At 43.8% G+C, this 14,064-nt stretch carries 10 protein-coding genes; 4 read left to right on the plus strand and 6 right to left on the minus strand.

What is annotated here, in order from left to right:
• Positions 1-65: 65 nt before the first annotated feature.
• Together KNP83_RS13445 and KNP83_RS13450 are read right to left on the minus strand one after the other, a co-directional pair.
• A complete protein-coding gene (locus KNP83_RS13445; protein WP_214762925.1) occupies positions 66-818 on the minus strand; it encodes a hypothetical protein in 753 nt (250 codons plus the stop codon).
• 115 nt (positions 819-933) lie between these two features.
• Positions 934-1,197 carry a hypothetical protein gene (locus KNP83_RS13450; RefSeq protein WP_214762926.1) on the minus strand — a complete coding sequence of 88 codons (264 nt, stop codon included), beginning with the start codon at positions 1,195-1,197 and terminating at the stop codon, positions 934-936.
• Between the two features lie 359 nt (positions 1,198-1,556).
• Here KNP83_RS13450 and KNP83_RS13455 point away from each other — a divergent pair, with 359 nt between their 5' ends.
• From KNP83_RS13455 to KNP83_RS13470, 4 genes are read left to right on the plus strand one after another with little or no spacing between them, the layout of a single operon-like run.
• Positions 1,557-2,627: a hypothetical protein gene (locus KNP83_RS13455; protein ID WP_214762927.1), complete on the plus strand. Its 1,071-nt coding sequence runs from the start codon at positions 1,557-1,559 to the stop codon at positions 2,625-2,627.
• A gap of 44 nt (positions 2,628-2,671) precedes the next feature.
• Positions 2,672-3,208, plus strand: coding sequence for a hypothetical protein (locus KNP83_RS13460; protein WP_214762928.1), 537 nt, complete (start codon positions 2,672-2,674; stop codon positions 3,206-3,208).
• 22 nt (positions 3,209-3,230) lie between these two features.
• Entirely contained in the window at positions 3,231-3,818 is a 588-nt protein-coding gene (locus KNP83_RS13465) for a hypothetical protein (RefSeq protein ID WP_214762929.1), read from the plus strand.
• Between the two features lie 41 nt (positions 3,819-3,859).
• Entirely contained in the window at positions 3,860-7,201 is a 3,342-nt protein-coding gene (locus tag KNP83_RS13470) for a DEAD/DEAH box helicase (protein WP_214762930.1), read from the plus strand.
• Between the two features lie 96 nt (positions 7,202-7,297).
• Here the strand turns inward: KNP83_RS13470 and KNP83_RS13475 are convergent, their stop codons facing one another.
• The 4 genes from KNP83_RS13475 to hsdR all read right to left on the minus strand — a co-directional run bounded on the left by KNP83_RS13475 (position 7,298) and on the right by hsdR (position 14,004).
• Positions 7,298-8,284, minus strand: a complete 987-nt coding sequence (locus KNP83_RS13475) for an Abi family protein (RefSeq protein WP_214762931.1) — start codon at positions 8,282-8,284, stop codon at positions 7,298-7,300.
• Positions 8,285-8,701: 417 nt separating this feature from the next.
• Positions 8,702-10,168, minus strand: a complete 1,467-nt coding sequence (locus tag KNP83_RS13480; RefSeq protein WP_214762932.1) for a restriction endonuclease subunit S — start codon at positions 10,166-10,168, stop codon at positions 8,702-8,704.
• The gene (locus tag KNP83_RS13485) at positions 10,165-11,634 is read right to left on the minus strand and encodes a class I SAM-dependent DNA methyltransferase (protein ID WP_214762933.1); all 1,470 of its coding nucleotides are present in this window, start codon (positions 11,632-11,634) and stop codon (positions 10,165-10,167) included. Before KNP83_RS13485 ends, KNP83_RS13480 begins: the two co-directional genes overlap by 4 nt.
• Before the next feature lie 12 nt (positions 11,635-11,646).
• A complete protein-coding gene (gene hsdR, locus KNP83_RS13490; protein ID WP_251139392.1) occupies positions 11,647-14,004 on the minus strand; it encodes an EcoAI/FtnUII family type I restriction enzme subunit R in 2,358 nt (785 codons plus the stop codon).
• Positions 14,005-14,064 lie beyond the last annotated feature (60 nt).

The raw sequence follows: 14,064 nt of genomic DNA on the forward strand, positions 1-14,064 counted from the left end.
TCAAGTTTTGAGATATATCAAAAGGCACCAACTGGGTGAGTCAATTTACCCGGTGGTGCCTTTTTTCATTCATCGAATGCTTCGTGACTCTTGTTCCGTTCTCGCAGGATGGCGAGCTCGACCTGCTCGTCAAGTCGACTCTCAAAGGCTTCCTTCTCGCGACGCAGAATCTGTACCTCGAGATGGAGTCTTTGGTTCTCCTCTTCTAATTGATCCGAGCGTCGTATGCGCCCTTTCAGATCTTCGACCATGTCGACCAGGCTCTGGTTCTGACGGTAAAGCTGGGAGCGTTCGTCCTCGAGTCTCTTGAGTTTTCCTTCTAAATCGAACACCTCTCGCTTCAGACCTTTCGTGACCACCTTGGATGCCGTGCGTTCCGCCTCCAAGGTGGAAGCCAGCTCGCCATTCTCCTGTAGTGCGATTTCGAGTCGCTCTTCGAGATTCCGCCTCTCTATTTCGAGTGCAGACAAGTTCTCCTCATGCGCCATTTCGAGACGGTCCTTTTCCTCGAGGATGCCCTGCTCGAGCTCGTTCACCGCCGTGAGGTGTTTGGATTTGATTCGATTGTTCTCTCGAATCTGCGCCTCAATACGGGTCGCCCGTTCATGGAATAGAGCCCTCACCTGCAAGAGTGTCGCCTCCAATACGGCGTCCTCCTCGGCGATGACCGGGTCAGGGGAATCTTTGTCGGCCAATTGCAAAAGCTCCTCGAACAATTGATTTGTCGAGAGCTGTCGCTCCTCCATCAAGCCCTGTATACGTTGTTTCACATCAGGCGACACCCGGAATGAGGTCACCTTCGTCTCTTGTGTATCCATTGTTCTGTTCTCACCACTCTGTCAGCTGTATTGTCGATGCGGTCCTTCAGGATTGATTAGATTTGTATACGTTTCGACGTCGAAATGTATACAAAAAATCTCATACTATCTTGTTTTAAAGAGCTTCTTTCCCTTCGAAGAGTCTTTGTAGAAAGAAGTTCTCCTTCTCTGCGCGGAGACCTTCTAAATACTCTGTATAATCGATTTTTCGAAGTGAGGTCATTGCACGTTTTTTCGTCCCTGGCATCTCGTTGATGACGGTCATCACATCGACCATCATAAAATAGTCAGGCATGACCAGATATCGTGCCACACTGATTTCTTTGCCTTTCCCCACATGCCCGTATCGTATGACCGCTCTCCAATAAGACCATACCATAATATCTTCTCCACAGTTCATTACATCTCGTCCCTTCGTCTCAAATGTGCCTCCAGACATCTTAGTTAGTTGATTAATAGTGTAGATCAGCTCAATAAACTTTACTCGCGCAACATTCTTTTTGATTTTAAAACAATAGCGACATAGAAGGTGGGTAACAAATTTATCATGGTAAATTATCTTGCAGGGATTCACGCCTCGGACTTTAAGACTTTATATAACTTATCGATGAATATGTAGTATTCATTCAAAAAGTTAAAATATAGAAATTTATTTACCATATATTAATAGAAACGATGGTTTGGTACTTCAAACAAAAGTAAAATGGATGTAATTTAGTAAATCGATGAGGTGAAGCTATGTGGATTCGACAGTTACCTGAACCTTTAAAAATTGAAATAGAGGGGTTTCTCGGGAGGATCTCAATCACCTCGACATTGAAAACGGAGCTCGGACCGGTCTTGAGACTTTTGCTTAAAGGTGCCGCTCAAGGAGTGAAGACCAAGGAACTTGTAGAAGTGACCGAATTGAGCGAAGGGGTCATCCGGGAACAGGCAGATTGGCTGATTAGAAGAGGCATGCTTGAGGAAATAGGTGACGATTTCACGCTGACTCTGATAGGGGAGAGATTGTACGAACGATTGATCGTCTCGGAGCGATTGGATTCTGGCGGTTGGAATATTTTCTTTGACATCGAGCATGAACGAGTAATGTTTGAAAACCAGCTCGAGTCATCTACCGAGAGCAGAAGAAAAATCACCCCTTCCCTGTATCAAAGGGAGAATCCCTACAACACCTTTGACCTGATTCAATCGACTATGCCACCCGAAGAGGTGATGGATCAACTTGAAGCTGAACAACTTGTTCTAAAACTAGAGTTTCAAAGGGATGCGACACCTAAAGTCAGACCATTCTTGCTGAGAGCCGTACCTACGTACTTTGAAGAGGTGGTGGACACTTCTCTCCTTCTTGAGACCTCCTCGACCATATCTGACGGACCATTTTTCGAACTTCATTACCCAATCAATTCCATTCGTCTCAAAGAACCTTCTGTGCTCCATGATATTCAAGAGAATGATTGGGAGCACCTCGAACGTTTCCGAAAGGAACGTCCGAATTGGTTGAGCGAAGAGGCGCTCCGCCTCTTCGAGCAGAGAGACACATATGAAAAGTATAGGCGAATAAGTATGTACATCGATGAGGTCACCGGTTCATTCTCTGTGCATGCCCCACCAACACGTTTAGGGGACGGGATCAGAGTACATGGGACGGACCGTTCCTCAGAATTGTTGAGGCGGTTCGAAACAAAGCTGGCCGAGGAAGGATATGATACGGAAATGCTCGAAATAGAGTACGATTCATTTCATGCCGTCAAACGAATCCCTGTCTCATGGTTAGAAGAGCAAGGTGAACAGGGGGGTGGAACATGAAATCTGGTCTTAAATTCGGAGGTAGATTTGCAGGTAATGGGAGAGTGGCGGCGGGGGTACCTTATCAGACAATCGAGTTTGCCATCGAAGTCGTACGCTTCGGGTCCGCACTCTATGAATATGGTCAATTGAAAAAGATTACTGTGGAGCTGGAGAGCCTGTTAGCCAAATCCCAACTCGAGGGTGAAATGCTCAATCGTAAGAACGAAGAGGAGTTACTAGAAAAACGAAAAATATTCCAAGAGAGAATCGATGCAGAGCAAGCGACACGCATACGTGCACTCGAGACGATGCAACAACAGTTGGAAGAACAACGGATGAAGTCGATTCGAGTCGAAGAAGCCAGGTTGAATGCCAGGACGCAAGAGTTTGTCCAACAGTTACAGATGGCCCAGCAACAAGTATCCTTGGTCGGGAAGGCAATTTGCCTCCTACAAGATGATGTGGAATGGTGGAAAGAACTCTTGGACACTCAATTCGGAGATACCGCGCAGCAAACGATGCATCAAGTCAATAGACTCGAGGAAGACATCAGACAGCTCCAGGTGATGCATAAGAATGCCGCCATCAACATGGTGTGATCAACGTCAAGGAGGAATAGATATGACAAAAAGTAACGAGCCGAAAGGTTCATCGAACCTACCGATAAAAAAAGAAGACCTACCCGCCAATGTAGGGGGAGCGGCGTCCGGTAAGCCTTGGCAAAATCCTGAGGTGATTGGAAAGGGATTAGAAGCGGCTGCCGACATTTCCAGAAATATATCGAATGTTTATGCAGCCAAGAAGGCACATGAAGTCGTGAAGGTGGAGTCCAAGACTCGTATGATGGAAATCGAAGAGTCGAACAAGACGAGTAGACGTGAATTAGATAATCAACTAAAAGAGAATGAGGCAAGGATTCATGAAAGCATCGTGAAGGCAGAGCTTGATGCGAAGCAGGACAAATATCAACACAAACAAAAGATGCGGGAACAAGATAATGAACAACTGAAAATCGAGAAGGAGCATGAGGCGAGAATGTTAGAGATACGTAATCAAGACAGGGCAAAATCAAGCATCGAGATGCTTGAAGGAGACTATCGCTTCCTACGCGCACAACTCGCGTCAAATACACTGAGCCCAGAGCAGGTGACTGAAATCAAGATAGAGATGCAGGACATCCGCGAGAAGCTTGTCTCGCTCCTTAAATGATACCTGCACTCGTCGGGGCCCTTGTCGTAGGGACGTTCGTATTGTCCACCGTATCGGATTTCTTGAACGGGGAGGCCTCGGATTGCGAACGTGAGAAGCACCGCGATCTTAAGGATGACATCGAGAGGGAACAAGCGCGGCAGGCGAGGGATGTGGAACGTTTTCAAAAAGAAGTCGATCTCATGGTCGAATCTTTCAGGCGGTCCGGGATTTCTCGCGAAGAATCCTTCAAGAAGGCGCGTAGAGAACTCCGCCAGAGAGAAGAATATATTAAAGCAGAGGCCCTACGCCAAGCAAAGTTCAATCATTTCATCTCCTCGGCAAAGGAGCGTAGGGAGATGTTTGAGAGACAAATCCGACAATTCAAGGATGAGAAAAACAAACTATATGCCATCCGCAGAGATGAGCGTGGCGAGACCAATCAACTGCGTGCACACGCGATTGCGAAGATGTTATATGAGTTCGAAGAAGCGCTGGCTAAAATGAACGCTTACGTGAATTACCTCGCTCGGTATGAAAGGAAGATGGAATGGGCCCAAAAAAGACATGCCGCCCCTTTCGAGTTCGAATTGACGTTACCTAACGATTACCCATACGTAGGTAGGCTCTTCTATGCAACCAAAGAGGAGTTGCTCGGAGGTGACATTTTTGAATCGGAATTGCTATCTTTTTCCATCTACCTGAGTGACTGTGATCGTCATCGTGTATTAGATTATGAGGATGGCCAAATCGTTCCTTTATGTTTGATTGGACTTAGGGATAGCGGTACATGGACAGCATCGGTCGGGCATGGATATTTCAAGGAGCATCTGGAGAACGCCCAGTCCTCAGGGTTAAACGTACAGGTTGTGAAGAACACGAGACACGAGTCTATCGTCTCCTATCACGGGATTGAACTCACTCTCCCGAACCAAGAGTTGATTCAGCCCTTGGGAGGCAGACCTCAACCGTTGATGGAACTTATCGTCTATCCGCTCGTTGTGGATTATCATTTTTTCAATGGTAAAAAGAGTCCTCGTGTGACGGAACAGTTTGTACGGAGCTTGAACCTGCTACAACTGGACGAGGTCGCACTTGCGGTTCCTGACAAGGTGTCGTCCGTCGAGTTCATGGATGAACTGTCGAAAAGGGAAGGTTCGTTCTCCTCAAGGGAATGGAAGGTCGCCCCCTGTTCAGATACGAACTATTTTCGGATGCAGTTATCCACGGACGTGGGGCTGCTGGTAGAGTTGGTGAAGGACGAAAATCAGATGCCGCTCTATTTTCGATTTCATCAGGAGTTGGCCAAAGAAGAACTTATTCGTGCAGAAGAGGTCTTCGTCGTAAGTGAGTTCACGCTCCACATCAGAGATGAATCGGAATGGAAGTTATTAATCGAATCGACCCCTTCCATGACCGAACCGACCATCCATCTACACCTCTACCTGGAATCGGAATTCCGTAAACAGAGGGTCATCCAAAAGGCCATCGCGACCCGATTGTATTACAACAAGTGGACCGACCTGATGGAGAGGTTGAGCGTCTCCATAGCCCGCAAAGGCCCTTACAAAGAACAGGTGGAACTGATTGACCAAGCCTTCGACCCGACGATTAGACGTGTAAAAGTGAATCTACGCTTTACCCACTCTCGAGAGCTCGAGAATTTTCTTGGCGGCCCTGACGCCATATTCCGTCACCGTCAATATATGATAATGGACCACCCCAGATATGGTGAACGAGTGGCCATCGTTCGTGAGGAATACATGCTCATTTTGCTCGAACCGGATGAGGTCATGTTGAGGAGTGATTTAGACGATTTTGCATTGTACTATATGGGACGCAGCTATGCGGAGCATCAACAGTTCCATGCCATCAGAAGCTTCAGACAAGGAGAGGTTGCCTCATCGGTCATCCATGAGCTGTTATTGGATCCTTCGCAAATCCCACAGATTGAACCGGTGCGACTAGAGGACGCTGATTATTTCAACCCACACATAGCATCAAATAAGAGACAAAGGGAAATCGTGGAGATGGCACTTGGTGCAGAATCTTTGTACATGATTCAAGGACCGCCTGGAAGTGGGAAGACCACTGTCATCCAAGAGATTGTTCGACAGCATCTGAAACGCCACCCTCATGACCGTATATTGATTACCTCCCAATCTAACGTCGCCGTGGATAACGTATTGACGGACTTCATCGATCATTATCCGTCTGGTCTGGTTCGCTGTGGGAACGAAGGTAAGATGCAGCGTGAGCTCGTCGCCTATAGTTTCGAAGAGGTCGAGCGTCTGTACCGCCAACGCATCGCAGAGAAAGTCGTTCCAGATAACCTGAGACCGCTGCTCATGGATTGGCGTGAAGAATTGGAAAAAGAAGACTCCGCGACCATCGCCACCCTCATTCTCCAATCTAAACAGATTGTTGGGGCCACCTGTGTCGGCCTGGCGAGAAGAAAGATTGGGATAGACCGTCTACAATTCGATTTGGTGATCGTCGATGAGGCGGGACGGGCCCTTCCCGGGGAGATGCTTCTCCCTTTGATCAGAGCACGAAAAGCCCTCTTGATTGGTGACCACCTCCAACTACCTCCGACGATGCATCCGTCACTGACAGACCGGGATGGTCTGCTCGCAAATGAGGAACCCCATATCAAGGATGAGTTGATTGAGAAGAGCCTGTTCGAGCGTCTATATATTCAAACGCCTCCCCACGCCAAAAATCGTTTGGGTACGCAATATCGTATGCCTACTTCATTGGGTGGTCTCATCAGTTCATTATTCTATGAGAATGACCTGTTGAGCGGAGAATCAACATTGCATAAAAAACCGATACACTTCCCGAATGAAATGACATGGCTTGATTTAGGGGACGATCCGGATTATTTCGAGCAAGAGACTCCCTTGAGTAACGAGAGGGAGGCAGTGGTCGTGAAGGCCATTTTAGACAAGTTGGTCAGGAAGGGTTCAGACACGTTCGGGGTCATCACCCCTTACAGAGCCCAGAAGAGACTGATTATCAAGATGCTCGGGTCGTGCCCACGATTGGGTGTTCAATTGCGGGAGGGGCGTATCAAGGTAGATACTGTCGATGGATTTCAAGGTGAAGAGGCAGAGGTGATCCTTTATTGTACGACACGCTCGAAAAAGAAGACGAGGTTCTTTTCAGATGCCGCCCGATTGAACGTAGCCCTGTCGAGGACGAAACGAGAATTGTTGATTATTGGTTCACATCGTTATTTCAAACAATATGATGTAGAAAATCCGGCTCGCCGAATCGCCGAGTATATTGAACGGGAAGGCAGGATTTTGTCTCTCTCCCAGTTGGAAGACTATTTGAATGATGTCCAGACCGGTCACATCGATGATTTAGATACGAAACTCTTTGAAGAAACGTCAAGATGATGAATAGGAACGGTTCGCTTCATTGTAATCAAGACGGGGATTGGAAATATGAACCGGGAAGCTTCACATTGAAGTTTCCCGGTTTTGTTTGTCCGACTATAAGTTATGTAGCCACTCCTTAAATAGTGCTGTCGGGAGGTTCATCTGACTCAGAAGCATGTCTTCGTGCCTCGGGAAACTGATCACGTAATCATTGATCTCTGAGGTGACTGATTGGATGAATCGTTCCGCCATCCCTCGCTCTCGAAGATAGGACAAGGCGATGATGAGGCTCAGGATGTCGTCTCGTCCCCGACCGTGTTTCTGATAGGCGGAGTGCGTCACATTGAACCGGGCGTGTGCGGGAGAATGACTCAGCCTCCTGCGGACGCGATGGTTGTACACACGTCCCCCATGTGCCGCCCAGTTCCGAAAAGCGACCAGTATGTCAAACATCTCTGAGAAAGATTGTTTGAAACGGTCATCAATCAACTCAGGGCTCATCCCTGTCGCACGTGCGATGACTTTAGTCTTCGACTCGGGAAGCATCAGTTTGAACAGATATTGTAGGTTCCCGAAGCTCAGGCCCTTCACCAGGATCCAAGGGGGCATGTCTTTATAGGTTTCGCGATAATAGGTCATGGGTTGGTGGGTGGAATGATAGACCTCGGTAAAGATTTGCAGCAGCAGTTCGCGCTCGAATTTCCCTTTTGCCCGGCCGTGCATGATTTTCTTACCCTGTCGAAAATTCCGGTTGTGTTGATAGTCTTTTACGGAATGTCCATGCTCTTCAGCGAGGACGTAGGCGATGACAGAGCGTAGAAGGTTCTCCGCAGACAGGGTCGCCGACAACATGGCAAAACGGAGAGTGTTGTCCATCTCATATAGGTAATATATCTCTGAGAACGTTGTCCCCCTTTGGAAGCGTTCCTCCTCAACGTTCACGTCGATGAAAAGGTCTTTGTAGCCGTTGATGATTTCATAATAACTCGTTCGAATCAATGCCTCCTCCGCGAACATCGGGTCATCTATGACGAGACCTCGTCGTTGCAGAAGGTCAAGTTGTTCGGTCGTGGATTTGAATATCTTTTCCGGTTTCGACATGAACAAGGTCCTCCATAACTATAGTTTTGATATGAACAGTATAAAATAAACGGCCCCTTACCGAAAGATAAGGGGCCGTTGTTGGCTGGTCAGTCCAGCCTGCTAGTTGATTACTTATAATATATTAAAGTTGAGTGATCGTGTCAATGAAAGCGACTAAATGAGTTGATAATATGGTGTCACTAAAAATCGTCCTTGAAGTTAGAATTTTTTTAATTTCAAGGACGTGGAGAGTCTTGAAAAGAGGATTGTAGATGGCGCGTTTGTGAATGTTCATTTTCTCATTAAATATCGGATAGAATATATATTGATTAAAAGATGAGTTAATGGACAATGGGACCAAAATGAAAAGAGCCATTTAAAGCCCTTTTCGTTTTTAAGTGTATCGGCAGACAAAGATGTCTTTTTAAAGTTCGTTTAAAAGACGTGTTTGAACTTTTCTTTAAATTTGTTTAAAACGTTATTAGTGGCAAAAACAATTCGCTTTTGCTCTTCTAAGGGAGGGATAGGCACTAGTATATTTTTTAGAACAGACTGTGTAATTTGATTAATTGTAGTAGTTTTTGAACTAACAAGTTGGTCTTTAAAAACGTTAGATTGAAAGAAAATTTGAAGATATTCATTAATTGGAGAAGAAACTTTAGACATAAATGCTCCAAATGCCATTCCAGAACAATTTACTATAGCTGTTTTCCCAACTAATTTTGGACTACCATTTCTAACACACATCAAAATATCACCTGGATGAAGGAATTGATTATTACGAACTTCACTATTCACATAAACTAAATCATTTAAATCTATCAAACTGTTTTGGATATTCGAAGATCTTAAAACAGGTATTGAATTAGGATTCTCTTTTGTGGTTATAGATTCAGGTTTGTAAGTGACACCGATGTTAGTGACGCAGATTTCACCTAACTTTACCCACTCCCATGTCTCAGGAATATCAAAAGGAATTTCTTCCTCGATTATAGGAGGAAGAGCTTTTTCTTTCTTGATGATTTTTTCTTTGACCATTTGTTCCTTTTGTTCAGAAATTCGTTTCAATAGTTCTGAAGCAGGTTCATCTGAAGTATCTTGTTCTACTAATTTACCTGCCATAGCATATTGAAGGATTGATTTCTCCAAGTCTTTGGGGAAACGTTTGTTTAAAGCTTCTAAAGCTAAGTAATGATTATCGTAGGAATCAATTTTAAAAAACAGTTCTTCAATTTTATCTATGATTCGTTTTTGTTCTTCTAAAGGAGGTAATGGGAACCACAGAGAATTTAAATCATTTTTATTAAAACCAGACTGAGCTGAACGGCTGAAATTTCGAACTTTCGATTGATAAATAGAAGAACAGTAGTAGTAGTACAAATACAAATTGTCGATTAGATGTTCTGACTGAAACAACTTTTTGATTTTAGCCATTGCCACATTATAGGCACCTTGTTTAGCTATAAAAACTTTCCCTACAGAAGCACCGTATCTAGCGAGTAATATATCTCCGTCATTAGTGAATTTGGTGACTTTGTTTTTTGGGACATATACAGGAACAGGCGAATTCCCATAGTCTCTAATTTGGTATAAACGTACATAATTTGGTGATGGTTCGGATTTGAAATACGATTTTGGAGGCTGGGAACCTCCAATAATTTCAAAAATTTGATTGTGTTTAACCCAAACCCAATGATCCGGAATATCAAAAGGAATATCGCTATAGTTCGTACTGTCTATGCTATTCTCTTTTTTTATCTTCTTTTCTTTGATGAGAGTTATTTGTTCCTGCATAATTTTTTCTAAAGTGTGTTTTGCAGAATCATTAAGGGTAGATGTTTTTGTAAGTCTACCCTGGAAAGCATAATTTAATACGGATTTTTTTAGCTCGACTGCATTCATTTAACTTCACCTAACATAGATTGAATTTCACTTAAGATACTATCGATTTCATGATTTAGACGTGAGCGCTCTGCCACATAGTTTTCTATCAGTTCTTGAGGCTCTAAGATAACTTCTTCATCTTGAGGGAACTTACATAAATCAAGGTTGTAATTCCGGCCGATTATTTCTTCCGCTGTAAACTTACGTGCTTTTTCGTTCTTTCCATCGATGATTTCTACACGATTATTCCACCACTCTAAGGCAGGTTCAAAATGTTCTAGTTTGATTGGACGTGTTTTAGAAAAGTTTTTATAACCTTCGGGCATGTCTAATCGGTAAAACCAAACATCTTCTGTTGGTTTTGTTTTATCAAAGAACAACATGTTTGTGTGGATCGATGTATATGGTGCGAATACGCTATGTGGTAACCGGATAATCGTATGCAAATTGAATTCTTTGATGAGTTTTTCTTTAATCGCGAGCTTCGATCCATCTTCACCAAACAAAAAACCATCTGGCAAGATGACGCCAGCGCGACCATCCTTTTTTAATCGGTACATAATAACGGACATAAACAAATCAGCTGTTTCGCTACTGCGTAATTCGAGTGGGAAATTCATTTTAATCCCATCAATTTCTGATCCACCGTAAGGCGGATTCATTAGAATAACTTCGAATTTTTCACGTTCAGAGTAATCGCGCACATTTTTTTCTAAAGAATTCCCGTGAACAATCATTGGATTATCAATGTCATGGAGCAATAAGTTCGTAATGGCGAGTAAGTAAGGAAACGCCTTCTTTTCAATCCCGAAGACAGAAGCATTATAGAGCTCACGTTCTTCTGTTGTCGTGACTTGTTGAATCAAGTGATTCAGTGATGAAGTTAAGAACCCACCTGTCCCACAAGCGAAGTCAGCGACACGTTCTCCGAGTTGAGGATTAGTGACTTGTACCATAAAGTCAGTCGTCGCACGAGGAGAGTAGAACTCTCCCGATGCGCGCTGTGCTTGAAGATCCTTTAAAATTTGTTCATAAATTTCGTTAAAGGCATGACGTTCTTTGTAGTCAGTAAAGTCAATTTCATCAATAACGTTTACGACCTGGCGTAAGAGCACACCATTTTTCATGTAGTTGTTCGCATCTTCAAAAGCAAATTTGACGATGGATTTACTTACCGGTGTCAATTCGTCTACCGGAAGCGTTTTAAGAGTAGGGAAAAGAGTACCGTTCACGAAATTGAGAAGTGCTTCTCCTGTTAAGGATTTTCCGTCTTTCTTATCGACGGCCCAATTTTCCCAACGGCATTCTTCTGGAATGATGGAAGTGTAGTTATCGTCATGCAATTCCCATTGCTCTTCTTTAGCTGCATAGACTTTAAGGAACAAAATCCAAACGATTTGTTCGAGACGCTGCGCGTCACCAGAAATTCCAGCGTCGTTACGCATAATATTTTGCATATTCTTTACAAACGAGGTGATTGACATGAATTACAACTCCTAGGAAATATAAATTTCATCTTTTAATTGTTTTAATGCGTTTAAATACTCTTTTTTTCCACCAAAAGCCTTAACGATTTTAAGTGAACTGCCGAAACGCTGAAACTCTGGGAGTTCAAGAACGGTAGTACCGTCAATTTCTTTGACCCCTTCATTTTGGTACTTTTCAAGCAATAATTCGAGGACATCACGAGCCACATCTTGATACTGATAGATATAACCACGTTTTTTCACGTTGTTCGCTCGCTCAGCCTTTGTCAGTGGCTTTTGATCGTACGCTAAGTGACAAATCAAATCAAACTCATCGAGATCCTTCAAGTGCGGTTCCTGATCGAACAAAGCTTCCAATAAAACACCGTGTTTTTTCAATTCATCAAGTAGGGATTGTTTTTGTTCGGCACTTTTCCATTTACGTAAAAACTCCTCTAACGTAGCGTATTCACTACGAATATTGCGCTTCGTATAATCAATCAAATTTTCAGTGATGAGTTTTCCGCCAACATCATAATAATAAACACGTTCATTAGCGATTTTTACATCAACATCGTTGACTCGATATTTTTTTGGTGCTGCGTAATAGTCATCTTCATCACTGTTTCCGCCTGGAAGTCCAGTAGGAGAAGGAGTGTTCGTATTCGACGTTCCACCAGGCTCATTTGTTTCGTCTGGTAGCTCACCATCTTCAGGCACTTCGTAAATGACTTCAGGGTCTCCATCAAACTCTGGATCAGCAAATAGACGACTGACATTACGGAAGTCCATGATAGTGAAGTATTCCTTTCCAAATTCGGGATCAAGACGGGTCCCTCGACCAATGATCTGCTTGAATTCAGTCATCGAGTTGATATTTGAATCGAGTACGATGAGGCGACACGTCTTAGCATCGACGCCTGTGGTCAGCAATTTTGATGTAGTGACAATTGTCGGATATTGGCTTGAACGATCGATAAAGTTGTCGAGCTGCGCCTTCCCTTCAGGCGTATCACCCGTGATGCGCATGATGTACTTTGAATTCTCTCTTACTAAGTCAGCGTTAAGGTTGACTAATGCGCTGCGCATACGTTCTGCATGATCGATGTTTGCACAGAACACAATCGTCTTCATATAACGATCATGCTTTTTTAAGAATTCTGTGATTCGTTTGGCGACCTCTTCGGTGCGTCCATCAATAATCATGTTTCGATCAAAATCGGAAATGTTATACTCTCGATCTTCAATCTCATTTCCGAACATATCGACTTTACCTTTTTCAGGGCGGTAACCTTCTAAATCACGATCTAACCCGACTCGAACGACTTTATAAGGGGCAAGAAAACCATCATCAATTCCTTGCTTTAAACTGTACGTATAGATCGGTTCACCGAAATACGTAATGTTTGAAGTATTCTTCGTTTCTTTTGGCGTAGCAGTCAAACCAATATGTGTCGTATCGGGCCCACTGAAGTATTCTAACACTTTACGCCAGCGACTTTCTTCTTTAGCTGATCCACGATGAGCCTCATCGATGATAACTAAATCGAAAAAGTCAGGCTCGAATTGGCGGAAAGGTTCCATGCCGTCTTCACCAGCTAACTGTTGATAGAGCGCTGTATAGACTTCGTAAGCACTATCGAGAACTCGATTTTCTACTTTTGTCATGACCTTTTCAAACGGCTTGAAGTCGTTGATCATGGTTTGATCAACTAAAATATTACGATCGGCTAAGAAAAGAATCCGCTTCTTAATCCCAGCTTTCCAGAGACGATAGATAATTTGGAAGGCAGTATAGGTTTTCCCCGTTCCTGTTGCCATAACGAGCATGATACGGTTTTGGCCTTGGGCGATTGCATCAAGCGTACGGTTGATTGCGACACGTTGATAGTAGCGCGGTGTTTTATCACCAAGTTGATAGTAATACGGCTCATTGATTAATTCTTCTTGTTCGGTGCTTAAACCGGCATCTTGTTGATAGCGTGACCAAAGAACATCGTGAGAAGGGAACTCTGACAATGAAATCGTCCGTTCTTCACCCGTTAAGCGATTGTGTTCAACGAATGCATCCCCATTCGAACTGTAAGCATAGGGGATATCCAAGATTTCCGCATAATCAATAGCTTGCTGCATCCCTCCGCCTACTGGATGATTGTTATCTTTGGCCTCGATGATAGCCAAAGGATAGTTACTTTTATGCATTAGCAGATAGTCTGCACGTTTTCCTTCAGCTCTAGCTGTCAAATTACCGCGGACAATTACACGCCCATCAGTAAAGTAATGTTCGAAATAGATTTGAGACTTCATGTCCCAGCCAGATTCTACAATGGCAGGAGTAATAAATTTATTTTTGATATCTTCTTCAGTCATAGCATGTTTAGGTTTCATAGACCCTGCTCCTCCTTGGGTAACAGATAATTACATTAATAGTTTACAGCAATTGGCTAT

Origin of the sequence: Exiguobacterium sp. s146 (genome assembly GCF_018618415.1) — a bacterium.
Classification (GTDB): Bacteria; Bacillota; Bacilli; order Exiguobacteriales; family Exiguobacteriaceae; genus Exiguobacterium.